We start from the raw sequence: 24,598 nt of genomic DNA, 5'->3' as shown, positions 1-24,598 counted from the left end.
ATCGCACGGTCGGTCGCTGCCGCCGCGCGCGCCCGGAGTGCAGGCTGGAAGCATGAATCAGAGTGGAGCGGCCGTGCGGGTGCGCGGCCTCAGCAAGCGATACGGCGATCGTGCGATCCTGAGCGGGATCGACCTCGACATCGCCCCCGGCGAGACCTACGCCCTGCTCGGGCCGAACGGCGCGGGCAAGAGCACGACGATCGAGATCCTGGAGGGGATCCGGCGCCCGGAAGCCGGCACGGTCGACGTGCTCGGCGAGGATCCGCTGACTGCGAGCCGCGCCTGGCGATCCCGCATCGGCATCGTCACCCAGAGCACCGGCGACCTCGGCCCCTACACGGCGCGCGAGCTGGTGTCGCACTTCGGCTCGCTCTATCCCCACCCGCGAGGCGTCGACGAGGTGCTCGACCTGGTCGGGCTCACGGAGCACGCGGGCAAGCGCGCCGCCAAGCTCTCGGGCGGCCAGCAACGCCGTCTCGACGTGGCGCTCGGAATCGTGGGCCGCCCCGAGCTGCTGTTCCTCGACGAGCCGACCACCGGCTTCGATCCCGAGGCCAGAAGGCAGTTCTGGGACATGCTGGAGAGCCTGACCGGGGAGGGGGCCGCGATCCTGCTCACCACCCACTATCTCGACGAGGCCGCGCACCTCGCCGACCGGGTCGGCGTGCTCTCGAACGGCAGGATCGCGGCAGAGGCGCCGCCCGGCGAGCTCGGGGGCGCCGACGCCCGAGTGCCGCTGGTGCGGTGGCGCGACGCCTCGGGCGAGCTGCGCGAGCAGCGCACCGCGACTCCCGGGCGGCTGGTCGCGCGGCTGTGCGAGGAGGCCTCGGCTGCGGGGCTGCCGGGCGACGAGCCCGCCGAGCTCGAGGTGCGGCGGCCCATGCTCGAGGAGATCTACCTGGAACTGATCGGAGCGGAATCATGAGCACGACACCCGAGACCTCCGGGGCGCGCATCGCGCCGTCCCCCGCGGCCGATGCCAGATCCGGCGCGGTCCCACGCCCGGACGGTCCCGCTCCGATCCCGCGGCATCGTGCTCCCGGGATCCTGCGCGCGGGGTGGAGCACCGTGCTGCTCGAACTGCGCGGGTACTTCCGCACCCCCGACACGGTGTTCTTCACCTTCCTCTTCCCGATCCTGATGCTCGGCATCTTCGGCGTCGCCTTCGAATCGATGGGCGAGATCGCGCCGGGCGTCACCATGGCGGCGTACTACCTGCCCGGCATGGTGGCCGCGGGACTGCTGCTCTCGGGAGTGCAGAACCTCGCCGTCGACATCGCGCGGGAGCGCGGTGAGGGGTGGTTGCGCAGGCTGGGCGGCACCCCGATGTCGCCGGTGTCGTACTTCCTGGGCAAGGCGGGCATGATCCTTCTCACCTCGCTGGCGCAGACGGCGCTGCTGCTCGCCTTCGCGGCCCTGGTGCTGGGCGTGGAGCTGCCGAGCGATCCCGCGCTCTGGCTGCGCTTCGCGTGGCTGTTCGTGCTCGGGATCGCGACCATGACCCTGCTGGGTGTGGCGCTCGCCGCCGTGCCGCGCTCGTCGCGCAGCGCGACCGCCGTGGTGCTGCCGATCGTGCTGCTGCTGCAGTTCATCTCGGGCGTCTACCTGCAGTTCACGATGCTGCCGGAGTGGCTGCAGAACGTGGCCTCGGCGTTCCCGCTGAAGTGGTTGGCGCAGGGCATGCGCTCGGTGTTCCTGCCCGAGGACTTCGCGGCGCTCGAGCAGTCGGGCTCGTGGGATCTGGGCCTCGTGGCGCTGAACCTCGGCGTCTGGCTGGTGGTCGGCCTCGTGGCGAGCCGCCTCACGTTCAGATGGCAGCGACGGTCTTAGGGGCGAACGCGCCAGCGTTCGCCGACCGTCGCTGGTGCGGCCACTGCCGCAGCGCACATAGAGCAGACGCGTCAGCGTTTGCCGTGCGTCGCTGGTGCGGCTACTGCCGCAGCGGTCCTAGGGGTGTAACGCGCCGGCGGTGTCGGTGGCCGTATATCTGGGATCTGCCGATGATATGCGCGTCTCGGGCCAGAACCTCATATCTTCGGCAGATCCCATACGTACAGCGGGCATCTCGGTCGCCTCTCGCAGAGGCGGGGATGCTGCGTGCTGGGCAGAAGCGCGATCTCGACCAGTCGTCAGTGGTCCGTGAGAGGGTGAGAACATGAACGCAGTGACGTCGAGCAGCGCGGGATCGGCCGCATCGCAGCCGCCCGCATCGCAGTCGCTGCCGCACATCGGCGAGGTGGCGAGGCGGCGGCGTCCGCTGCTGTGGTGGGATCTGGGCGTCGCGGCGACCGTCGCGGTGATGGGGGTCATCGGCTACCTCGACGTCGTCCTCGACGAGGACCCCGGCTCGCTCCTCGATCTGGCGACGACGCTCGGAGTGCTCGCGCTGCTGGTCGTCTGGTACCTCTGCCTGGGGCGCTCCGCTCTCCGGCGGGCGGTGTGCGAGGAGCCGGCGCGTCCGTCCGACCTCGTCTACCTGAGCGTGCTCGTGCTGATCGTCGGCGCGGCCACGGCGATCCTGCCGAGCTACGCGACGCTGCAGGCGCTCGCGTATCCGATGATCTGGACGATCATCGCCCGGTACCGCGACGCCGTCATCTGGAGTGCGGTGCTGGCGCTCGCCGTCGGGGCCGGGTTCCTCCTAGCCTTCGAGCGGCATGGGGTGCTCGCTGGATTCGGAGAGGCCTCGGCGATCGTGGTGCTCTCGTTCACCTTCGCCGTGGTGATGGGCACGTGGATCTCGCGGATCTTCGCGCAGGGGGAGCGGTATCGTGCGCTCGCCGAGCAGCTGCGCGCTTCGCAGGCCGAGGTGGCGGCGCTCTCCGAGCAGGCTGGCGCCGGGCGCGAGCGGGACCGGCTCTCGCGCGAACTGCACGACACGCTCACGCAGACGCTCGCCGGGCTCGTCATGCTGAGCGAGCAGGCGCAGCGGGCCCTCGACAGCGGCGATGCGGAGCGGGCGAGGGATCGCCTCTCCCGCGTCGGGGAGGCGGCGCGCGAGGCGGTCGGCGAGGCGCGGGCGCTCGTCGCGACCACGCAGCCGCTCGGCGACGGCGGGCTCGAGGCGGCGATCGAGCGGGTCGCGGCCCGCCTGAGCGCTGATGCGGGGCTGCGGGTGGAGTGCGCACTCGACACCGTCTCGCTGGATCGGGAGCACCAGGTCGTGCTGCTGCGCGCGGCGCAGGAGGGACTGGCGAACGCCCGCAAGCATGCGCGTGCGTCGCGTGTGCTGCTCACGCTCACTGCGCCTGCGGAGGGCGGGGTCGTACTGCTGGTCGAGGACGACGGGGTGGGCCCCGATCCCGAGCGGATGCGGCTCGGGGGCTTCGGGTTGAGCGGGCTCGCCGAGCGGGTGCGCGAGGTGGGCGGCGAGGTGCGTTTCGGGGAGGCCGGAGCGGGCGGTGCCAGGCTCGAAGTGCGGCTGCCGGGTGAGGCGTCTCGGGTACCGTCGGACGTGGAGCCGAGCGCCGCGGGCGCAGAGGAGAAGGCGGAATCATGATCCGAGTACTGGTGGCCGATGATCACCCCATCGTGCGCGCCGGCATCGTGGGCCTGCTCGACACGGAACCCGACTTCGAGGTGGTCGCCGAGGCCGCGTCGGGGGAGGAGGCCGTCGCCCTCGCGGCGCGGGCGCTACCGCACGTCGTGCTCATGGACCTCCGCATGCCGGGTATCGGCGGAGTCGAGGCGACGCGGCGCATCGTGCAGGCGGACCTGAGCCTCGCCGCCGAACCTGGCGGTGCCGAACCCGGCGATGCCGAGCCCGTCGCCGCCGAACCCGTTGGCGCCGAACCCGTCGGTACCGAACCCGGCGATGCCGAGTCCATCCAGGCCGAGCCCATCGGGGCCGGATCGGCGGCGACCGCGCGGTTCTCTGGAGAACGCGATGCGCTTTCCGCCGGTGCGACGAACCCCCGCGTGCTCGTCTTCACCACGTACGAGGACGACGACCAGATCCTGGCCGCGATCGAGGCGGGCGCGAGCGGGTATCTCGTCAAGGCTGCGCCGGCCGAGGAACTGGCGGCCGGCATCCGAGCGGTCGCGGCGGGGCAGATGGTGCTCGCGCCGTCGGTCGCCGCGGCGCTGGCCCAAGCGGCGCGCGGGGGATCTCAGAGCGCGAAGAACGGCGCAGCCGACGGCGAGGCGGGAGCCTCCGGATCCGGCGCTGCTCCCGTGCCGAAGCTGACGCCGCGGGAGCGCGAGATCCTCGCGCTCGTGGCCCAGGGCCTCAGCAACCCGGAGATCGCGTCGCGGCTCTTCATTGGGGAGTCGACGGTGAAGACCCACTTGCTGCACGTCTTCGAAAAGCTGGAGGTCTCGGATCGCACCCGCGCGGTCATCCGAGCGATGGAGTGGGGCCTCATCTGAACGGGTGAAGCGTTCGGGCAGGTCGAGAGGAGGCGCGGCAGAGCGACAGAACGGCAGTGCGACAGCGCGGCTGAGCGACAGTGCGACAGTGCGGCGGGGATCGAGGGATCCCGTTCCGGGCCGTTCCGAGTGCAGGTGTCCACAGCATCCACTCACACCTGTGGATAAATTACAGCGGTGTAATTCGATGGTGACTGCGCGCCGGATCCGCGCGATGCCGCCGCTCGGGCGGGCCTCATCCGCGGTTCCGCGGTTCCCTTCACCACAGTTTCCACACAGCCCCTATGCACACCTGTGGATAAACTACACCGGTGTAATTCACCGCTGGAGCGGGCGGGATCCGCGTGAATCCGCTGCTGAAGAGGGGGTTGTCGCCGAGATCGGCGATCCGGCGCTCTCGGTTACCCACAGGCCCCGGTCGTGCCTGTGGACAAATTACACCGGTGTAATTCGAGGGTTGTGCGCGGTGGATTCAGCCCGCCCGCCAGTACCCGCAGAAGTCGACCGCGGACTTCGCCACACCGCGATCGGCGACGAGGTGCCTGCGCCCGCCCGTCGCGAGCTTCTGCTCGCCGGCGACGAACGCCGAGACCGGCTCGTCCCACGCGGGCAGTCCGCGCAGCGCCTCGAGCGCGGCCGCGCCCACCCCGCCGCTCGTGCGCTCCACCCACTCGACGCGCACGCCGTCGGGGGCCGCGTCGGGCTGGCGATCGGCCGCGTCGGGCACCTCGATGATCGCGTCGCCGACAGCGTCCCGGGGGAGATCGCGCAGAATCCCGAGTACCGCCGGCAGCGCGCTCTCATCGCCGGCGAGCACCACGCGCCGTGCCCCCTCGACGGCACGATAGCCGCACCCCTGGTCGATGAGCGCGACTCGCTCGCCCACCGGCAGCGACTCGGCCCAGGGTCCGGCGATGCCGGAGTGCGCGGGGTCATCCGAGGTGTGCACGACGAAGTCGATGTCGAGCTCGCCCGCCTCGGGCCGGTACTCGCGCACGGTGTAGTTGCGGATTACGGGGCGAGTGGCCTTGGGCAGCGTGAGATAGCGCAGGTAGCCGCGCATGTCGAAGCGCTTCGCGAGTCGCTCGAACTGGGTGGCCTCACCCGCCACCGGCAGCGCGAGGCGGAACCACTGGTCGAAGCCGAGGTGCCGCCAGCCGGCCAGATCCTCGCCGGCCACGGTCACCCTTACGAAACTCGGCGAGATGCGCTCGGCTCGGCTGACCTCCGCGGTGACGAAGCCGAGGTCGGTGTGCGTGACGGCGATGTTGCTGCTGGGCATCGGGATCCTCTCGACCGCTCCGAGCGTCCGCCCGTAGAGCACCCCCAAGCTAGTTCATCTGATGAATGTCCGCAAGGGTGAATGGTCGCGCTCGCGGCCGGAGATGAATAAGCGGCTTGACAGAATCAGCCTCGGTGCGTAGGTTCATTAGTGAAGTAATGAACCAGGGAGGTCGAGTGGGATTCGAGGATCCCCGAGACCCGCGGAGAACGGAGGTGCCGGGTGTTCGACGACACGCGCCCCATCTTCCTGCAGCTCGCAGATCGCATCGCAGACGACGTGCTCCGCGGGGTGTACGAGGAGGAGCAGCAGGTGCCCTCCACCAACGAGCTCGCGGCGTACCTGCGCATCAACCCGGCAACGGCGGGCAAGGCGCTGAACCGCCTGGTCGACGCCGGGGTGCTCTACAAGAGGCGCGGCATCGGCATGTTCGTGTCGACCGGCGCGAAGGCGCTCATCGCGGGCGAGCGTCAGCAGGGCTTCGTGGATCACTACGTCGCCCCGCTCCTCACCGAGGCGCAGGCACTGGGCCTCTCCACCGAAGACATCGTCCGACTCATCGAGAAGGAAGCGAAGGAGTCAGTATCATGACCGCAGCAATCGAGACACGCGGCCTCACCCGTCGCTACCGGGGCGCGACGGCGCTCGAAGACGTCACCCTGGACATCCAGGAGAACGTGATCACCGGGCTGCTCGGCCGCAACGGCGCGGGCAAGACGACGCTCATGTCGCTCATCACCGCGCAGGACCGTCCCAGTTCGGGCACCGTGAGCGTGCACGGGCACGACCCGTTCGAGCGCGCCGAGACCATCGAGCAGATGTGCTTCGTGCGCGACAATCAGCGCTACCCCGACGACTACACGCTGAAGCACACCATCCGTGCGGCGGCGATCTTCTATCCCAACTGGTCGCAGCAGACCGCCGACCGGCTCATCGAGCTCTTCCGCATCCCGACGAAGCCCGTCATCAAGAAGTTCTCCCGCGGTCAGCTCTCCTCGCTCGGCATCGTGCTCGGACTCGCTTCGCGCTCGCCCATCACGTTCTTCGACGAGCCCTACCTCGGGCTCGACGCCACAGCGCGGCACATCTTCTACGACGAGCTGCTGCAGGACTATGCGGCGCACCCCCGCACGGTGATCCTGTCGACGCACCTCATCGACGAGATGGACCGCCTGCTCGAGCGCGTCGTGATCCTCGATCGCGGCCGCGTGGTGCGGCACGCCGACGTGGAGGAGCTGCGCGGCGGTTCCTACCAGGTGGCCGGCCGCGCGTCGGCGGTCGAGGAGTTCGTGCGTGGCCGCGAGGCGCTCTCCACCCGCTCGATCGGCGGGCTCGGCACCGCGGTCGTGCAGGGCGTGCTGAACGACGAGGATCGCGAGACCGCGGCGCGGCTCGCGCTCGAGATCAGCCCCGTGTCGCTGCAGGACCTCGTCGCCGCCTACGGCCTCGGCGAGGCCGAGCAGGCCGACCAGCCAGATTCCGACTCCACCGCACTCACGAGTGCGCGCTAGACAGGGAGCACATCATGAACCGCATCCTCAAGGTGACGAGGCTTCACCTGAACAAGCTCAGCACCTACGTGAGCGTGCCGCCCATCATCCTGGGCTTCGTGCTCGTGGTGACCGTGATCATCCAGATCGCGATCCAGCGCGGCACCGGAGCCGACCCGATGTCTCCCGAGTACATCGAGGGCGCGCGCTGGAACCAGGCGATCCTCTGGTCGCTCCCGGGATTCCTCGTCTACTACGGCGTGCAGGCCGTCGCCACGACCTACCCCTTCGCGCTCGCGCTGGGGACGACGCGCCGCAACTTCATCCTCGGCACGATGCTCGCGAACACGCTGCAGGCGCTCTACATCACGGCGCTGATGCTCATACTGCTCTGGGTGGAGCTGGCCACGAACCACTGGTTCATCGGCGTCTACGTGCTCGACGTGCACCTGACGGGCGCCGGTAACCCGCTGATCCTCGGAGTGAGCGCCTTCCTCGGCGTGCTCTTCTGCCTGACCGTCGGCGGCCTCTTTGCCTCGGTGTGGGTGCGGTTCGGCAACAAGGGGCCGGCCATCATGGGCATCGGCCTGGGTCTCTGCCTCGCGGTGACGCTCCTGCTCATCGCCCCGAACCTGGGCGAGATCTTCATGGGCCTCACCGGAGGCGGGGTGGCGCTCGGAGTGATCGTGGTCATCCTCGTCTCGCTCGTCGGCACCTGGTTCGCGATGCGCCGCGCCTCGGTGCGGTAGGGGGACATCGCCCCGGGTGTTGCGCCCCGGGTGTTGCGCCCCGGCCGTATGCAGACGTGGAGTCCCGAGTGGCTGCTTCCCCCGTAGCGTCAGCAGCCATTCGGGACTCCGCGTGTTCGCGGGACTACGAGCTTCCCGCGGCCTTCGTCTCGAGCAGCGCCCGCTCCCGCTCGTTGCGGGCCAGGGCGGCCGCCTCGGCGAAGGCCGCGCGGGCCTCGTCCTCCCGGCCGGAGCGCCGCAGCAGCTCGGCCCGCGTCGCCGGGAGCAGATGGTAGCCGCGCAGCGATCCCGCCGCTTCGAGCCGATCCAGGATCGGCAGCGCGGCCTCGGGGCCGCGCGCCATCGCGACCGCTCCGGCTCGATTCAGCTCCACCACCGGCGACGGCGCGATGCGCCCCAGCGCCTCGTAGAGCACCACGATCCGCTCCCAGTCGGTGTCGTCGATCGATGCCGCGATCGCGTGGCACTCGGCGATCGATGCCTGCAGCGCGTAGGGGCCGCGCCCGCGTCCGAGCGCGTCGACCCGCGCCAGCGCCGCCCGGCCCCGGGAGATCGCGGAGCGGTCCCACCGCGTGCGATCCTGCCGGTCCAGCTGCACCGGTTCCCCGCTCGCGGTCACCCGGGCGGGGAAGCGGGCCGCGGTGAGCTCCATGAGGGCGAGCAGCCCCAGCGCTTCGGGCTCGCGCGGTGCGAGGCCGACGAGCACTCTGGCCAGCCGCACCGCCTCCCGAGCCAGCTCGGGACGCATCCAGTCGTTCCCGGCGCTCGCGGTGTGCCCCTCGTTGAAGACCAGGTAGAGCACGCTCAACACGCCGGCGAGACGCTCGGGGAACTCGTCGCGCCCCGGCACCTCGAACGGCACGTGCGCCGCCGCGAGCGTCTTCTTCGCCCGCACGATGCGCTGCTGCACGGTGGAAACGGGCACGAGGAATGCCCGCGCGATCTCCTCGCTCGTGAGGCCGCCGACCACGCGCAGCGTGAGGGCCACCTGCGCCTGCTGCGCGAGCACCGGGTGGCAGGCCACGAAGATCAGGCCCAGCACCTCGTCGTCGATGCGGTCGGGATCCCACGGATCGCCGTCCGCGGCGTCGGCCGCACCCGTGGTTCCGGCCGGGTCGCGCTCGAGATCCTGCGCGAGCAGGGCTATCCGCGCATCGTAGCGCTCGCTGCGCCGCCAGTGGTCGATCGCCTTCCGCTTCGCGACCGCGGTGAGCCATGCCGCGGGATTGCGCGGCACACCCGCCTCCGGCCACTGCGCCAGCGCGTCGGCCAGCGCCTCCTGTGCGAGATCCTCGGCCAGCCCGAAGTCGCCGACCGAGCGCGTCAAGGTCGCGACGATCCGCGCGGATTCGATGCGCCAGACCGCCGCGACCGTGCGCCGTGTCTCCTCGGTGTCCATTCGGGTTCCCATTCGGATGCCCATTCGGGTGCCCCGTCCCGTCGAGCGAGGGTCAGGAGCGCGCCTGCTTCTCCTCGAGCTCCTCGCGCCAGCCCTTCTCCTTCTGCACCCACTCGTTGTCCTGAGGGAAGTCCTCGTCGGCGTGGATGCGGCGCACCTCGAGCTTGCTGCCGGGGCCGAGGGGGCAGCGCTTGGCCCACTCCACCGCCTCCTCCTTCGAGGACACCTCGAGGATCCAGAAGCCGTTGAAGAGCTCCTTGGTCTCGCCGTAGGGTCCGTCGGTGATGAGCGGCGGATCGGCCGAGAAGTCGACGACGACGCCCTCCTCGGGCGGGGTCAGGCCCTCGCCGCCCGCCATCACACCGGCCTTCATGAGCGACTCGTTGTAGCGCCCCATGGCCTCGAGGATCTCCTCGAACGGCACCTCCTGCGATGCCGCCAGGGCCTCGTCGCTGTCGCGCATGATCAGCATGTACTTCATGATGTTCTCCATTCGGGTCTCGGGTCTCGGGTCTCGGGTCTCGGGTCTCGGGTTTCTGGTTTCGGATCGGGCCGCTTCTCGACCCTCTCACTGAAGACGTCGATCGGGAACCGCCCGAATCGACACCGTGCTGTACGTTCTCGCGGGCTGCTCGGAATCCCGAGTCTCTCGGCGTTCTAGGACTGCGCCGGCGTGCCCTCCGGCTCCTCGCGCTGCCCCTGCTCCTTCTCCACCCACTCGGCCATCTCGGGGAACTCGTCGATGCTCGGCATGCGGCGCACCTCGAGCTTGCTGCCGGGACCGAGCGGGCAGCGCTTGGCCCACTCCTCGGCTTCTTCGCGGGAGGAGACCTCCAGGATCCAGAAGCCGTTGAACAGCTCCTTGGTCTCGCCGTACGGCCCGTCGGTGACGAGCGGCGGATCGGCCGAGAAGTCGACCACGAACCCCTCCTCGGGCGGTGCGAGTCCGTCGCCTCCAGTCGACACACCGGCCTCGATCAGCGCTTCGTTGTAGCGGCCCATGGCCTCGATGATCTCCTCGAACGGCACCTCCTGCGAGGCCTGGTACGCCTCTTCGGTGTCGCGCATGATCAGCATGTACTTCATGGTGTTCTCCATTCGCGGGGAGGATTCCTCTCGACCCTCTCACTGAAGACGTCGAATGGGAACAGCGGGGATCGACACCCAAGCGGAGGAATCGCGGGCCTCGCCTGCGGCGGGCCCCGGGTTCGTCCGCGAAAAACGCGGAGTCCCGCGTGGCTGCTTCCTCCGATCGGAGGAAGCAGCCACGCGGGACTCCTGAGTTCGCCGGGGCGCTACGCGCGGGTCGCGGGCTCCGGATCCCGGATCTCGTCGGGCGACGGGCCGGAAGCGGAGCTTGCAGCCTCGCCCGCCGCCACATCGTCGTTGTCGAAGGCGAGACCCTTGCGGGGTGCGTTGTAGAGATCGATATCGAGGATCCCCTCGCGCTTCGCCACGATGGCGGGCACGAGCGCCTGACCGGCGACGTTGACCGCGGTGCGGCCCATGTCGATGATCGGGTCGACCGCGAGCAGCAGGCCGACGCCCTCGAGCGGCAGGCCCAGCGTGGACAGGGTGAGCGTCAGCATGACGGTCGCGCCCGTGGTGCCGGCGGTGGCGGCCGAGCCCACGACCGAGACGAGCACGATCAGCAGGTACTGCACGATCGTCAGCTCGATGCCGAAGAACTGAGCGATGAAGATCGCGGCGACCGCGGGGTAGATCGCGGCGCAGCCGTCCATCTTGGTGGTCGCGCCGAGCGGCACGGCGAACGAGGCGTAGCCGCGGGGCACGCCCAGGTTGCGCTCGGTCACGCGCTCGGTCAGCGGCAGCGTGCCGATCGAGGACCGGCTCACGAAGCCGAGCTGCACCGCGGGCCACACGCCCGAGAAGTACTGCCGGATCGAGAGCCCGTGCGCCTTGACGAGTACGGGATAGACCACGAACAGTACGAGGGCGAGGCCGAGGTAGAGCACCACGACGAACCAGGTGAGCGAGCCCATCTTGTCCCAGCCGTACTCGGCGACCGCGTTGCCGATGAGGCCGAGCGTGCCGATGGGGGCGATGCGGATGATCCACCACAGCACCTTCTGGATCACGGCGAGCGCCGACTCGGTGAGGCGGATGAACGGTTCGGCCTTCTCGCCGATCTTGAGCGCCGCGATGCCCACGGCAGCGGAGATCACGATGACCTGCAGCACGTTGAAGCCCGGGCTGGCGGAGAGCGCGCCGGTTTCGAGGTCGGCCGAGCCGCCGACCGTGAGGCCGAGGAAGTTGGAGGGGATGAGGCCGGTGAGGAAGTTCCACCAGGTGCCGACCGTGTAGGGATCGCCGGTCTGGAGCTCCGCCTGCGAGGCCGCGGCGCCCGGCCGCAGCACGACGCCGAGCACGATGCCGATGGTCACGGCGATGAGCGCGGTGATGGCGAACCACAGCAGGGTCTGGCCCGCGAGGCGCGCGGCGTTGGTGACGCGGCGCAGGCCGACGATGCTCGACACGATCGCGGTGAAGATGAGCGGCACGACGGCGGCGCGCAGCAGCGAGACGTAGCCGCTGCCGATCGTGGCGAGGGTGGCGTGCAGGCCGTTCCGGTTGCCCTCGGCGTCGGAGCCGAGCGACATCGCGATGCCGCCGAGCACGAGGCCGAGCACGAGGGCCGCGAGGATCTGCCAGCCGAAGGAGGTGACCCACTTGGGCAGGCGGCGGGCCTGCTGGGGATCTGCCGTGGTTGCGGACACGTTCGAGTTCCTTTCGGAGGGAGTGGGAAAGAAGAAGGGCGCGGGATCCGCCGGCGCGCGCGGATCTCCCGCCCGACCGCGGAGCCACTGCGCCCGAGCCGTCGAGTATCCTAACAAACTATTCGCCCAGATTATGTCTGGCATTGATTTTCGGCCTTCGGGGGTGTGGTGCGCCGACGCGGGGCGGGCGCATGCGCCGCGTGGCGGCGGGTGCACCCAGCTACGAAACGCTCCGCGTTTCGTTTACGCTGGGTGCATGGCTGATTCTTCGTTTGACGTGGTGAGCAAGATCGACTCGATGGAGGTTGAGAACGCGGTGAACCAGGCCCGCAAGGAGGTCGAGCAGCGCTACGACTTCAAGGGTGTGGGGGCCGATGTCTCGCTGAGCGGCGACTCCATCCAGATCAAGGCGAACACCGAAGAGCGCGCCAACGCGGTGCTCGACGTGCTGCAGTCGAAGTTCATCAAGCGCGGACTCTCGCTCAAGGCGCTCGAGAACGGCGAACCCTACGCCAGCGGCAAGGAGTACCGCATCGACTCCAAGCTCAAGGAGGGCATCGATCAGGCCACTGCGAAGAAGCTGAACAAGCTGATCCGCGACGAGGGTCCGAAGAGCGTGAAATCGCAGATCCAGGGCGACGAGCTGCGCGTCAGCTCGAAGAGCCGCGACGATCTGCAGGCCACCATGGCGCTCCTCAAGGGCGCCGACGTGGATGTCGCCCTGCAGTTCGTCAACTTCCGGTAGTCCTGCCCGTCACCCCGCGGCCGCGAGGCGGTTCGCGGGACCTACCCCGATGAGGCTCCGCGGCTCGAGCGGCGCCTCGGGAAGCGAGTGAGAATCATGGTCGGAGAGAACCTGCTGGGCCCAGAGCCCACCCTGCTGGCCGAGGATCCCGCGGCTGCTGCCGCACTGCTGCCGGGCGCGGATCCCGAAGCCGTGGTGCGGGCGCACCCCGAGTCGCCGCTGGCCTGGGCGGTCCTCGCCGATGTCGCGGACGCCGAGGGGCGCGAGGTCGAGGCCTACGCCTTCGCGCGGGTCGGCTACCACCGCGGGCTCGACGCGCTGCGCAAGTCGGGGTGGCGGGGCGCCGGGCCGGTGCCGTGGTCCCACGAACCGAACCGCGGGGTGCTGCAGGCCCTCTACGCACTGCGTCGCGCGGCCGGTCGTATCGGCGAGCAGAGCGAGGTGGATCGGCTCACCGAGTTCCTCGACGGCGCGGATCCGCAGGCCATTGCGCAGATCGAGGCGTCCGCGGGCTGAGGCGGCGTTCCTGGGCGGCCCCGTCGGCGGGTCTCGCTAGACTGGCTCGGTAACTGCCTACGCCGAAGGAAGGGGCTGAGATGCCCGCAGTGCTCATCACCGGTGCCCAGTGGGGTGACGAGGGGAAGGGGCGAGCGACCGATCTGCTCGGCAGCCGCGTCGACTACGTCGTCAAGTTCAACGGCGGCAACAACGCCGGCCACACCGTGGTCGTGGGCGAGGAGAAGTACGCGCTCCACCTGCTCCCGTCCGGCATTCTCACTCCCGGCGTCGTTCCCGTCATCGGCAACGGCGTGGTCATCGACCTCGGTGTGCTCAAGCAGGAGCTCGATGCGCTGAGCAGCCGCGGCGTCGACGTGTCGAAGCTGAAGGTCAGCGCCAACGCCCACGTGATCACGGCCTACCACCGCACGCTCGACAAGGTCACCGAGCGCTTCCTGGGCAAGCGCCAGATCGGCACCACGGGGCGTGGGATCGGCCCGGCCTACGCCGACAAGATCAACCGCGTCGGCATCCGCATCCAGGACATCTTCGACGAGAGCATCCTGCAGCAGAAGGTGGAGGCGGCGCTCGAGTTCAAGAACCAGGTGCTCGTCAAGATCTACAACCGGCGCGCCATCTCCCCGGAGGAGGTCACCGAGGACTTGCTGAGCTTCCGGGAGATGCTCGAGCCGATGGTGTGCGACACTGGGTTGCTGCTGCACGAGGCGATGCAGCAGGATCAGACGATCCTGTTCGAGGCGGGCCAGGCCACCATGCTCGACATCGATCACGGCACCTACCCGTTCGTCACCTCCTCGAACGCCACCGCGGGCGGCGCCAGTACGGGATCGGGACTGCCCCCGCACCAGCTCGACCGCGTGATCTCGGTCGTCAAGGCCTACACCACCCGTGTCGGTGCCGGCCCGTTCCCGACGGAGCTCTTCGACGAGAGCGGCGAGCACCTGGCCCGCGTGGGTCATGAGTACGGCACGACGACCGGCCGTCCGCGCCGCTGCGGCTGGTACGACGCGCCGATCGCGCGTTACGCGGCTCGCATCAACGGCGTCACCGACTTCGTGCTCACGAAGCTCGACGTGCTCTCGGGGCTCGAGACGATCCCCGTCTGCGTCGCCTACGACGTGAACGGGGTGCGGCACGACGAGATGCCGGTCAACCAGAGCGACTTCCACCACGCGAAGCCGATCTACGAGGAGTTCCCGGGGTGGAGCGAGGACATCTCCGGTGCAAGGAGCTTCGCGGATCTGCCGAAGAATGCGCAGGACTACATCCTCGCGCTCGAGGCGATGAGCGGATCCCGCATCTCGGCCATCGGCGTGGGCCCCGAGCGGGAGCAGGTCGTGGTGCGCCACGACCTGCTCGGCTGAGGGGCGGTCGCATGAGCGACCCGACGCCGCAGGAACGACTCGAGCAGTTGCGCGCCAGCATCGACAACATCGATGCGGCACTGATCCACATGCTCGCAGAGCGCTTCCGCTGCACCCAGGAGGTGGGCCTGCTGAAGGCCGACCACGAGATGCCGGCCTCGGATCCCGCGCGCGAGGCGCGGCAGACCGCGCGGCTGCGAGCGCTCGCCGAGGACGCGCACCTCGACCCCGAGTTCGCGGAGAAGTGGTTCAACTTCGTCGTGGCAGAGGTGATCCAGCACCACCGGCACATCGCCGATCGGGCGGGCGGGTAGCGCGGGCCGGCGGCTTCCGCCGGCCACCGGGCCCTTCCTCCGATCGCGTGCTCGGAGTACTCTTGCGGCTGGAGGCATCGTGCTCGGTGTGCGCAAGCGCCTCCGCGCAGCTGGAGCAGTCGCGCGAACGGTGCCGCTCTGTCGGAGCAGGAGAGCGGGACAACCGGAACGGGATCCGGGATCTCGTGCGCCGCGGAACCGATTCGGACGGCGCGACCCCGACGACGGGGACGCGCACAGGGGGTGATGGATGTGGGAGAGACTCGCGGGAAGAGCGGCGCCCCGAGGATGCCGGCGAGCGCGTTCCCCCGGCCGCGCCTGTTGGAGCGGCTCTCCGCCTGGCCCGACGTCACCGTCGTGCACGGTCCGGTCGGGGCGGGCAAGACGACGCTGATCGCCTCGTGGGCTGCCAGGTCCGATACGGCCCTGCTCTGGTGCGAGCCGGACGGGGGCCGGCTGCCGCTGCCCGATATCGAGGCTCTCGCCGCAGCGGGGAGTGGCGTGCTCGTGATCGATGCCGGCGAGCGCATCGATGATGAGCACCTCGAACGGCTCGGGAGACTGGTCGATGAGCACCCGGAGCTCCGCGTGGTGGTGGCCACGAGAAGCGCACGCACCGCTCGAGAGTTGGCGGCGGTCTCCGATGCAGGGCTCGACATCATCGCACCCGCCGATCTGCGCATCACGCTCGAGGAGCTCCGCGACGCCGGTCTGTTCGACGACGATGATGCCCGGCGGGACGTGCTGCAGCGGTCCGAAGGGCTCGCGATCGCGGTGCGCGCCGAGATGGACGACGCCCTTCGACGGACATCGGGTGCTCGAGAACGGCTGCGCCGCCGGTTGCGCGATGAACTCGGCGAGGATCCCGGACGATACGAAGCGGCGTTGCGCGTCTCGCTCCTGCCGCGGGTCGATCGTGCGGTGCTCGAGGCGTGGGGGCTCCCGGAAGACCTGCCCGAATACCTGGACCAGGCGGGACTGGCAGGCTGGGACGGCGACTGGCTGCGCATGCACGCCTTCATGCGCGGCGTGCTGGCTGAGGAGGCCGAACAGCGCGTGGGGGCATCGGAACGCCGTCGTCTCGCCGCCGACGCGGTGCGCGTCTCGCTCATGGTGAGGGCCCCGCTGGAAGCGCTGCACGCCGCACTGGACTGGCAGGACCCCGTTCTGGCGACCGAGGTCGTGCTCGCCAACATGGTCGAGCTGCTGGAGTTGCGCGACGAGACCTACGCGGCGTTCAGGCGGGTCCCGGTATCGCTGTTCCGCGGGTATCCGGCTCTTGTCGTGATGCTCATACTGCTCTCCAACATGGACCCGAGAACCCGTCCGCGCGCCCTGCAGCTGCTCGCCGCGGAGGCCGTCCTCCAACGGGTGAACCCCAGCCGGGGGCTTCACCGCGAACGCGTCGTGTATCGGGCGTTCGAAGCCGCCGCGCTGCGACTCACCCCGTTCTCCAGCCGTTCGCTCCCGCTGGTCCGTCGGGCAGCACAGGATCTCTCTGCGTTGGCCGAGGAGGACTTCGCCGCGCTGGGTCGGATGGGGCCGATGCTGCAGGTCCATTTGGGGATCGCCGCGTTCTACGCGAGGGATCTCGAGCTCGCTCGGTGGAACTTCGAGCTCGCGGACGCCAAGCACATCGAGGCCGGGAGGGCCGATCGGGTCGATCCGCTCTCCCTGCGCGCTGGCCTTGCCGCGCTCAGCGGGGAGCTGCCGCTCGCGCGACGACTGCTGGCCGAGGCCGACGAAGCCGAATGGCCGGCCGGTTGGCGCGACTCGAGCCCGGCCGATTTCTTCAACCTCGGGATGGCGGTGGTGGCACTCGAAAACGGGGATCCGCATACTGCGGAGCGGCACCTCGCAGCGGCCGGCCCGATCGTCGATATCATCGAGCACTGGACGCTCTACGCGCTGGTCCGGGCTCGCCGCGACCGTCTCGCGGGCGATGTCGATGTGGGGCTGATGCGGCTGGAGCGTCTGCGGGAGCAACGGGGGTCGGCACCCGGAACCGCGATGGCCCGGAGCCTCCTGGATGCGGCGGAGGCCGAGCTGCATCTCGCGGCGGGGGACGCCATCGCGGCCAGGCGGATCGCGGCGCGCTCGGCGAAGCACAGCGCGTCCGGCAGGCTCTCCCTTGCACGGACCGAGTTGGCGCTGGATCGTGCCGTGGCAGCCGCGACGAACGCCCAGCGGGTGCTCAATGCTGCCCACCCGACGCCGCGGAACCGCCTCGAGGCCGAGCTGGTGCTGGCGTGCGCGGCGTTGCGAGCCGGTCATCACCGGGACGCCGAGGCGGTGGCTCGGCGCATCGCCGAGCTGATCCGGGCGACGGAGCTGCGTGCTCCGCTGCGAACCGTCGCGGCGCGGGATCGGGACGCCCTGAGCGCGGCGCTCTTCCGGGCGGGTGTCGCCCAGTCGATCGTCGCTCTCGTCGGCGGCGAGTCCGTACCGGCGGACGAGGCAGCGCCGGTGGCGACCCTGACCCCGCGCGAGCACGCGGTGCTCGCCGCGCTCGCGGAGACCGGGGCGCTGGACGAGATCGCCGCGAATCTCTACGTGTCGCGCAACACGGTGAAATCGCAGTTGAGTACGGTCTACCGCAAGCTCGGGGTGTCGTCGCGAGAGGCGGCGCTCACCCGTGCCGCGGTGCTCGGCCTGCTGGAGGAGCCGGCGGCCTGAAGCGACGGGGCGGGCCGTCGTTCCGGGCGGCTCTCGTCCGGATTCTGCGCGTCGGGCCGCGCGTCGGGCCGCGTGCGGCGACACCACGGTCCTTGCCTGCGCGTGATCGCAATGCTGGCCGAAGGGTGAAGAACAGGGTGAATTATTCGACCTTTGTCTAGGCGGCCTGCCCACCCGTCCGATTGGATAGGCGTGGGGATATAGCTCTGCCTGTGAATGGGGTAGGCGGACTATTGGTGTTTTTGTCATGCCGAGGAGAGGGAGCGGAAGTCATCGTGCGAAAACGAGCTTTCAGACGTGCAATAAGCAGTGCCGGGAGGTGGATCGCCGGAGGGCTTGCCGTGGCACTGTTCGGTGGTGCTCTGGTGGTGGGTGGAGCCGGAGCGGCTCCGGCCCAGGCGGCACCGAACCCGGACGTCGAGATTTCGAACATCACATTGACCGACTATGACGGCAATCCGCTGACCGAGCAGCTCGAGGTCGGCCAGGAGTTCGTCATCACGGGTGAGTGGGACGCGACGGACGCGGACCCGCAGCCCGGCGACACATTCACGATCGGGCTCCCCGACGTGTTCGATTTCGTTCCAGGCATCCCGCCGATCAATCTCGTCGGGGACGGCGAGACCTGGGCGATTTGCGACCCCGTCGACGGGGTGCTCACGTGCACCTTTACTGAGGCAGTGAACGGCAAGGATGGGATCCACGGAACCTTCCAGTTCGACGCCCGCGCAGTGCAGGCGACCACCGAGGAGCAGGTGACGTTCGATCTCAACGGCGTCAGCGGTGTCGTGGAACTGCCCGGTGAGGGCGGCATCGACGACGGCATCGACCTGCCCGACGAGGTGTCGAAGACCGGCGTGATGAACGGCAACAACTGGTCGATGACCTGGACCGTCGACATCCCGGGCGCCTCGCTGGTCGCCGCGGGCGGCGACGTGGCGCACATCACCGACACGCTGGGCGACGGCCACCAGCTCTGCGACCCGACCGGGTTCATCGTGCAGACGGTGCGCGGTGACACGGTCGTCGACGTGACCGAGCTCGCCGAGTTCGACGGCACGCCCGGCGACACCTCGTTCGGTATCGACCTGAACGCTCCCGAGGGCGGTTTCGATGCCGGCGTCACCTACCGCATCAAGTACCAGACCTGCACCCCCGACGGTCAGATCGATCCCGCGGGCACGACCTACGACAACTCGGCCGAGATCGAGGGCTGGGGCGAAGCAGGCATCGGCGTCGGACAGGTGACCAACCGTCCGTGGCACCAGAACATCAGCAAGTCGGGCTCCGTGCTCGGCGGCACCGAGCGCAACGGGAAGATCCGCTGGACCGTCACGGTTCCGGGCAGCGAGCTCGTCGGCAAGAACAGCTTCACCCTCGCCGAGTCGCTCGGCAGCGGACACGAGGTCGGCGCCGACACCATCAGCGGTATCACGGTGCACGAGCAGTACGGCCCGAGCGGCGATCGCCGGAGCGAGATCACCGACGAGCTCGAGCGCACGATCAACTCGCAGAGCGGCAACGCGTTCAACGTCACCTTCGCGATCGAGAACACCGAGGACTTCGCGTTCAAGACGTCGGACTGGCGCTACATCATCACCTATGACACGTACGTGACGAGCGACGAGCTGCCCGAGGGCGGCACCCAGTACGCCAACTCGGCCTCGATCGACGGCAAGCTCACCACGGGTACCGCGGAGGTTCCGGGCCGCAAGTACGACAAGGCCGGCAAGCTGAACACCGCGGTGAAGACCCTCGACGGGGTTGAGCACTCGGCGTTCACGACGCTCGACTGGACCGTCACGATTCCGGGTGAGAAGATCGACGGACTCGATGAGATCGTGCTCGAGGACGTGCTGGGCGACACTCACACGGTCTGCACGGCGGGCGATCCCAGCGACGGAGTCGAGGCTCGTCTGGGGCTGAACGTGAGCGTGCAGGATCAGATCTCGGGCGGCGGCATGACGCCGGACCCGGCCAACCTCACCGAGTTCACCGAGGCGACGGTCGATGGCCAGACGCTGACGCTGAAGATCGGGCAGCCGGAGGACGGCGAGTTCAGCCGTGACTACCAGTACGTGATCTCGTACGCCACCTGCACCGCGAGCGGCGGCATCGACGCGCGCGGCACCGAGTACACGAACCAGATCGAGGGCTCGGGCGTCGATCGCTCGGGCAAGACGACCATGAACTACACCGGTTCGGGTACGGGCACGGGCGTCGCCAAGGGTTCGATCGCGGTCTCCAAGAAGATCACGGGCGCCGGTGCGGCGTTCGTGCCCGACGGCACAACCTTCGACGTGCTGGTCAAGGAGTTCGCTCCCGGGTCCTCGGAGCCCGAGAACACCTACACCCTCGCGGTGCCGCTGAATGGCGAGGCCGTGAGCGGACACTTCCAACGCGGCAACGGCTGGACGATCGAGCTCTCTGAGCCCACCTTCCCGAGTGTGCCCGGCGTGTCCTTCGGCACCCCGAAGTTCGCCGAGGGCGATGGGATCGTGCTCAGCGAGAACGGGTCCGTCGCCACGGCGACGATCAGCCCGCAGACGAACGTCGCTCTCGAGCTGACGAACGAGGCGCTGCTCGGTCAGATGCAGATCGCGAAGGTGCTCGAGGGAACCGCTGCCACCCACCCGAACGCCCTGGAGCAGGACTTCACCTTCAGCGCGGCGATCGACGTGAGCGGCCTGGGCGACAACGTCCCCGCGCAGGCGGATCGCACGTTCACGCTCAAGGGCGGCGAGTCGGAGACGCTGGAGAACCTGCCGATCGGGGCCGTCGTGACGGTGACCGAGGCGCAGCCGGCCGATGATGACACGCTCACCTGGGCGACTCCCGTCGTCTCGCCGAATCCGGTCACCATCACCACCGATCACGTCGCCACCGCGGCGGCGGTGACCGTGACGAACTCGGTGTCGCGCACGGTCGGCACCTTCTCGCTCTCGAAGCTGGTGACAGGCGCCCAGGCCGACAACTCGGCGGTTCCCGCCGAGGTCACGGTGACGGCGAGCTGGCAGGAGGAGGGCGGCGAGCCCCAGACCGAGCAGCTGACCGTGCCGACCGACGGTACTCCCGTCGCATTCGGCCACGATCTGCTCATCGGCACCGAGGTCACGCTGACCGAGACGCCCCTCGTGGACGGCTCCAGCATCGCGTGGGCCGCTCCCGGCTGGAGCGGCACGGGCGTCGCGGCAGGCGAGGACAACAGCGCGGTCGTGACGATCGGCCGCTCGGCCGACGCCGCGGTGGTGCTCGAGAACCACGCCGCCACGTCGGTGGCGGGCCTCAGCCTGCTGAAGGTGCTCACCGGCGAGGCTGTCGCCGACGTGCCCGCCGACGCGGAGTTCCCGGTCACCGCGACCTGGGAGGACGCGGAGGGCGAGACGCAGTCGCGCGACCTGCTGATCAACGCGAACGAGCCGACGCCCCTGGGCGTCGAGCTTCCCGCGGGCACCGTGGTGACGCTGACCGAGGGCGAGCGCCCCGCGATCGACACCGTCGAATGGGGCACTATTACCTTCGACGGGACCGACGTCACCGACGCCGGTAACGGCTCGGCGACCGTGGTCGTCTCGGATCAGCAGGACGCGGTCAGCCTCGTCTCGGTGACGAACGAGGCGAACTGGACCGCCGGCACGTTCTCGCTCTCGAAGCAGTTCGACGGCATCCTGGCCGATGACACCGACGTGCCCGACACGATCGAGGTCACCGCGACCTGGAACATTACCGAGGGCGGCGAACTGGTGCCGCAGTCGAAGACGCTCGTGGTGCCGACCGACGGCAGCTCGGTCGAGTTCGGTGAGGATCTCCCGGCGTTCACCGAGGTGACGCTGTCAGAGGCCCAGCCCGCCGCGGGCAGCCGCTTCACGTGGCTCACCCCGGTCTGGAGCGCTGACGACCATCTCGTCGTGCACGAGGACGGCACCGCCACCCTGACGGTGCAGCCCGCGGGCGCGCACGAGCTCCTCCTCACCAACGGCGTGCTGGCATCGGTGGGCAGTCTCGAGCTGACCAAGGTCGTCAGCGGCACCGGTGCGAGCATGGTCGCGAAGGACACCGCCTTCGAGATCGTCGTGGAGTGGACCGATCTGCTCGGCGAGCAGCAGCAGCGCGAGGTCACGGTCACCCCGGAGGAGTCCGTCGCGATCGACGGCTTCCCGGTCGGCACCGAGGTGACCCTCACTGAGAAGCCCGGGAAGAACCCCGACGGCGCCGAGTGGGTCGGTGCCGAGTGGAGCGCCGGTGCCGAAGGGATGACCGTCGATTCCGATGGCCGCACGGCGACGGTCACCGTGAGCGCGGAGGCGCTCGCGTCGGCCAGCCTGGTGCTCGACAACGAGTACCGGGATCGGGGCGACGTTGGTGGAACGGGCGGTGAGCGCGGCAACGGGCTCAGCACCACCGGTGCCACCATGGGCGGGATCATCGCGGGTGCGGTGCTGCTGCTCGGCCTCGGCGCGGCGGCCCTGGTGCTGCAGCGGCGCATGCGCAACCGGGCGTAGCGCGGAGCGCTGCGGGTCGGCCGGAGATCCCTCCTGCCGACCCGCGAGGGCGCGCCCCTTCTCGATGAGGGGGCGCGCTCTCGCGCATTCCGGTCCGGGTTGGACATTCATTCGAACATATGTTCGAATGAATGCATGAGGTGGAGCGGTCAGAGCGTGCGGGCGACGTCGGGCACCGCCCTGCCCGGGCTCGAGCTGGGCGAGGTTGCCGCCGTGCCCGGGCACCTGCGCACGGTGCGGGCTCCCGAGTTCGCCGGGCTCGTCTTCCACGAGGTGCTCGCGAAGAGCGCTCTCAACCGGGTGCCAGGCGAGTCCTCCATGCCCTTCTCGTGGACCATCAACCCGTATCGCGGCTGCTCCCACGCCTGCGTCTACTGCTTCGCGCGGGGCTCGCACCGGTACCTCGATCTCGATACCGGTCGCGACTTCGACTCGCAGATCGTCGTCAAGGTCAACGTGGCCGAGGTGCTGGGGCGCGAGCTCGCGAAGCCGTCGTGGTGCGGCGACCCGGTGGCGCTGGGCACCAACACCGACCCCTATCAGCGGGCCGAGGGTCGGTACCGGCTCATGCCCGGAGTGATCGGGGCGCTCGCGCGTGCGCGCACGCCGCTGTCGATCCTCACGAAGGGCACACTGCTGCGGCGCGACCTGCCGGTGCTCGCCGAGGCGGCGGAGCGGGCGCCCGTCGAGCTGGCGATGTCGATCGCGGTCGCCGACCCAGATCTGCAGCAGTCCATCGAGCCCGGCACGCCGAGCACGCAGGCGCGGCTCGCGACCGTGGCCGCGGCGCGGGATGCGGGGTTCGCGCCCGATGTGTTTCTCATGCCGGTGCTGCCGGGGCTCACCGATTCGGTTGCGCAGCTCGCTCCGCTGCTGCGGGACATCAGGGATGCGGGAGCCCGCTCGGTCATGTACGGGCCGCTGCACCTGCGCGCGCACGTGAAGCCGTGGTTCCTCTCCTGGCTCGAGCGCGAGCATCCCGAGCTGCTGCCGATGTATCGTTCCCTCTACCCGGGTAGCGCCAGTCGCGCCCCGCAGGTCTATCGCATGGAGCTCGCCGCGCGAATTCGACCGCTCATCCGGCGCTACGGCCTCGAGTGGTCGAGCCGGGATCGTGCTTCGCGCATGCCGCCGCCGACGCAGCTCGCGGCCGAGGCGGTTGCGCCGGGCGATCCCGCTCCCACCCTTTTCTGAAGAATCGAGCGGGATCGCTCAGCGTGGCGTGCTCGGTGCGAGCGCTCTCCGCCGCACCGCACGAGCGACCGAGATCGCGTGCAGCACGCGCTCGCGCAGCGCATTGCCGCGCTCGGCGAAGATCCGCTGCCGTCGCACGTACTCCCGCTTGCCCGCGGCCGTCTCGATCGGGATGGGCAGCAGCGGTTCGCCCGAGGCTCCGGAATAGCCCGTGACGTCGTAGGGCGAGGCCTGCATGTCGACCTCGCGGATATCGCGTGCGAGCTCGAAGCAGTCGAGCAGCAGCTCGCCCGGCACGATCGGGCCGAGCTTCGCCGCCCACTTGTAGACGTCCATACCGGCGTGCAGGCATCCGGCCTGCTCCATGTCCGCCTGATTCTCCCGCGTGGGCTGCAGCGCGTTGAGCGGAATCGCCTCCGGCGTGAAGAAGCGGAACGCGTCGAAGTGGCTGCAGCCGATGGGCTGCGTCTCGACCACCCGGTCGGTGGCCGCGTGTCCGATGCGCAGCGGCAGCGAGGTGTGGCGCAGCTGCTCCGGGGTCATGCGGTAGACCATCGCCCACTCGTGCAGTCCGAAGCAGCCGTATCGCGGGGTGCGTTCGAGGGTGGCGGCCAGCAACTGCTGCACGTAGTCGACCGTGCCACCGCGTTTCGCGAAGAACGCGTCGAGGTCCACAGCCGCGTCGCCGTGCGCGGGGCCGCTCGTCGGGCCGGGCACAGTCGCGTAGTAGCGCCAGGACCCTCGCAGTCGACCGGCTCCCTGCAGCACCGTGCCCGCTCCCGGGTGCCAGCGCCGCAGCTCGTTCGGCTTCACGGAGTAGTAGGTCCAGAGGAAGTCCTCGACGGGGTGCGGCTCTCGCCGCAGCCGCCGTTCGCGATGCGCGGCGGTGAGGGCGTCGGCGCGGCCCTCGTGGGCGATCTCGCGTGCGCGCCAGGCCTCCGGGGCGAGCGTCGTCAGCGCAGTCGCTGCGGGAGCCGACAACGCCGCCGTTGCCGGCCCGGGCGCCGAAGCCGCCATCGGCGCCCGTTCCGACGCCGCGGATGGGCCGGGCGGGGCGGGATCGAGAGCGGCAGGAGTCACGCGGAGAGTGTACCGCCGGGAGTCATCGCGGAGCTGGGTCGGCGGTCGGACGCCGGACCGTGATCCCGAGGCGCCCGCCCGCCGGGCTGCGGTCCATGCCGGGACCGCGCTCTGCCGAGCCGATTCTCTGCCCTGCGAAGGTTTCACCCGTTTCTTCACCCTTGCGAACCTCCGCGGA

20 protein-coding genes are annotated in these 24,598 nt (G+C 69.7%); 14 read left to right on the top strand and 6 right to left on the bottom strand.

What is annotated here, in order from left to right; translation table 11 throughout:
• Positions 1 to 52: 52 nt before the first annotated feature.
• The 4 genes from AMS65_RS04275 to AMS65_RS04260 all read left to right on the top strand — a co-directional run bounded on the left by AMS65_RS04275 (position 53) and on the right by AMS65_RS04260 (position 4,368).
• The gene (locus AMS65_RS04275; RefSeq protein WP_053382943.1) at positions 53 to 925 is read left to right on the top strand and encodes an ABC transporter ATP-binding protein; all 873 of its coding nucleotides are present in this window, start codon (positions 53 to 55) and stop codon (positions 923 to 925) included.
• The gene (locus AMS65_RS04270; protein ID WP_083451475.1) at positions 922 to 1,830 is read left to right on the top strand and encodes an ABC transporter permease; all 909 of its coding nucleotides are present in this window, start codon (positions 922 to 924) and stop codon (positions 1,828 to 1,830) included. Before AMS65_RS04275 ends, AMS65_RS04270 begins: the two co-directional genes overlap by 4 nt.
• 325 nt (positions 1,831 to 2,155) lie before the next feature.
• Positions 2,156 to 3,499 (top strand): sensor histidine kinase, encoded by a 1,344-nt coding sequence (locus AMS65_RS04265; protein ID WP_083451474.1) that lies wholly within the window; start codon positions 2,156 to 2,158, stop codon positions 3,497 to 3,499.
• Positions 3,496 to 4,368, top strand: coding sequence for a response regulator (locus AMS65_RS04260; protein WP_053382942.1), 873 nt, complete (start codon positions 3,496 to 3,498; stop codon positions 4,366 to 4,368). The genes AMS65_RS04265 and AMS65_RS04260 overlap by 4 nt, the downstream gene beginning before the upstream one ends.
• Before the next feature lie 472 nt (positions 4,369 to 4,840).
• Here AMS65_RS04260 and AMS65_RS04255 read toward each other — a convergent pair whose 3' ends face one another.
• On the bottom strand, positions 4,841 to 5,650 hold the full coding sequence (locus AMS65_RS04255; RefSeq protein WP_053383325.1) for a siderophore-interacting protein: 810 nt from the start codon (positions 5,648 to 5,650) through the stop codon (positions 4,841 to 4,843).
• A 222-nt stretch (positions 5,651 to 5,872) separates the two neighbouring features.
• Between AMS65_RS04255 and AMS65_RS04250 the strand changes: the two genes are divergently transcribed.
• The 3 genes from AMS65_RS04250 to AMS65_RS04240 are packed head-to-tail and all read left to right on the top strand — an operon-like array spanning position 5,873 to position 7,889.
• Positions 5,873 to 6,241, top strand: coding sequence for a GntR family transcriptional regulator (locus AMS65_RS04250; protein ID WP_053382941.1), 369 nt, complete (start codon positions 5,873 to 5,875; stop codon positions 6,239 to 6,241).
• Entirely contained in the window at positions 6,238 to 7,161 is a 924-nt protein-coding gene (locus tag AMS65_RS04245) for an ABC transporter ATP-binding protein (protein WP_053382940.1), read from the top strand. Before AMS65_RS04250 ends, AMS65_RS04245 begins: the two co-directional genes overlap by 4 nt.
• A gap of 14 nt (positions 7,162 to 7,175) precedes the next feature.
• On the top strand, positions 7,176 to 7,889 hold the full coding sequence (locus tag AMS65_RS04240; protein ID WP_053382939.1) for a hypothetical protein: 714 nt from the start codon (positions 7,176 to 7,178) through the stop codon (positions 7,887 to 7,889).
• A 124-nt stretch (positions 7,890 to 8,013) separates the two neighbouring features.
• Here AMS65_RS04240 and AMS65_RS04235 read toward each other — a convergent pair whose 3' ends face one another.
• The 4 genes from AMS65_RS04235 to AMS65_RS04220 form a co-directional block, all read right to left on the bottom strand.
• A complete protein-coding gene (locus tag AMS65_RS04235) occupies positions 8,014 to 9,288 on the bottom strand; it encodes an RNA polymerase sigma factor (protein WP_206541964.1) in 1,275 nt (424 codons plus the stop codon).
• Between the two features lie 52 nt (positions 9,289 to 9,340).
• Positions 9,341 to 9,769 (bottom strand): YciI family protein, encoded by a 429-nt coding sequence (locus tag AMS65_RS04230; protein ID WP_053383324.1) that lies wholly within the window; start codon positions 9,767 to 9,769, stop codon positions 9,341 to 9,343.
• 176 nt (positions 9,770 to 9,945) lie between these two features.
• On the bottom strand, positions 9,946 to 10,374 hold the full coding sequence (locus AMS65_RS04225; protein WP_053383323.1) for a YciI family protein: 429 nt from the start codon (positions 10,372 to 10,374) through the stop codon (positions 9,946 to 9,948).
• Between the two features lie 209 nt (positions 10,375 to 10,583).
• Positions 10,584 to 11,939 carry a dicarboxylate/amino acid:cation symporter gene (locus AMS65_RS04220; RefSeq protein WP_053383322.1) on the bottom strand — a complete coding sequence of 452 codons (1,356 nt, stop codon included), beginning with the start codon at positions 11,937 to 11,939 and terminating at the stop codon, positions 10,584 to 10,586.
• A 343-nt stretch (positions 11,940 to 12,282) separates the two neighbouring features.
• Here AMS65_RS04220 and AMS65_RS04215 point away from each other — a divergent pair, with 343 nt between their 5' ends.
• From AMS65_RS04215 to AMS65_RS04185, 7 genes are all read left to right on the top strand, one after another.
• Positions 12,283 to 12,771 (top strand): YajQ family cyclic di-GMP-binding protein, encoded by a 489-nt coding sequence (locus AMS65_RS04215; RefSeq protein WP_053382937.1) that lies wholly within the window; start codon positions 12,283 to 12,285, stop codon positions 12,769 to 12,771.
• Positions 12,772 to 12,867: 96 nt separating this feature from the next.
• Positions 12,868 to 13,287, top strand: coding sequence for a DUF3151 domain-containing protein (locus AMS65_RS04210; protein ID WP_053382936.1), 420 nt, complete (start codon positions 12,868 to 12,870; stop codon positions 13,285 to 13,287).
• An 80-nt stretch (positions 13,288 to 13,367) separates the two neighbouring features.
• Positions 13,368 to 14,654 (top strand): adenylosuccinate synthase, encoded by a 1,287-nt coding sequence (locus AMS65_RS04205; RefSeq protein ID WP_053382935.1) that lies wholly within the window; start codon positions 13,368 to 13,370, stop codon positions 14,652 to 14,654.
• Between the two features lie 11 nt (positions 14,655 to 14,665).
• Positions 14,666 to 14,968, top strand: coding sequence for a chorismate mutase (locus AMS65_RS04200; protein ID WP_053382934.1), 303 nt, complete (start codon positions 14,666 to 14,668; stop codon positions 14,966 to 14,968).
• Between the two features lie 252 nt (positions 14,969 to 15,220).
• Positions 15,221 to 17,644 carry a LuxR C-terminal-related transcriptional regulator gene (locus AMS65_RS04195; protein ID WP_162231749.1) on the top strand — a complete coding sequence of 808 codons (2,424 nt, stop codon included), beginning with the start codon at positions 15,221 to 15,223 and terminating at the stop codon, positions 17,642 to 17,644.
• A 341-nt stretch (positions 17,645 to 17,985) separates the two neighbouring features.
• On the top strand, positions 17,986 to 22,146 hold the full coding sequence (locus tag AMS65_RS04190; RefSeq protein ID WP_053382932.1) for a DUF5979 domain-containing protein: 4,161 nt from the start codon (positions 17,986 to 17,988) through the stop codon (positions 22,144 to 22,146).
• 135 nt (positions 22,147 to 22,281) lie between these two features.
• Positions 22,282 to 23,340 (top strand): Rv2578c family radical SAM protein, encoded by a 1,059-nt coding sequence (locus AMS65_RS04185; protein WP_053382931.1) that lies wholly within the window; start codon positions 22,282 to 22,284, stop codon positions 23,338 to 23,340.
• 18 nt (positions 23,341 to 23,358) lie between these two features.
• Here AMS65_RS04185 and AMS65_RS04180 read toward each other — a convergent pair whose 3' ends face one another.
• Entirely contained in the window at positions 23,359 to 24,357 is a 999-nt protein-coding gene (locus tag AMS65_RS04180) for a 3-methyladenine DNA glycosylase (protein ID WP_075200841.1), read from the bottom strand.
• Between the last annotated feature and the right edge of the window lie 241 nt (positions 24,358 to 24,598).

Origin of the sequence: Leucobacter celer subsp. astrifaciens (genome assembly GCF_001273835.1) — a bacterium.
Classification (GTDB): Bacteria; Actinomycetota; Actinomycetes; order Actinomycetales; family Microbacteriaceae; genus Leucobacter; species Leucobacter celer.
Note: the sequence above shows the minus strand (reverse complement) of the source record. Positions and strands in the feature narration are given on the sequence as shown.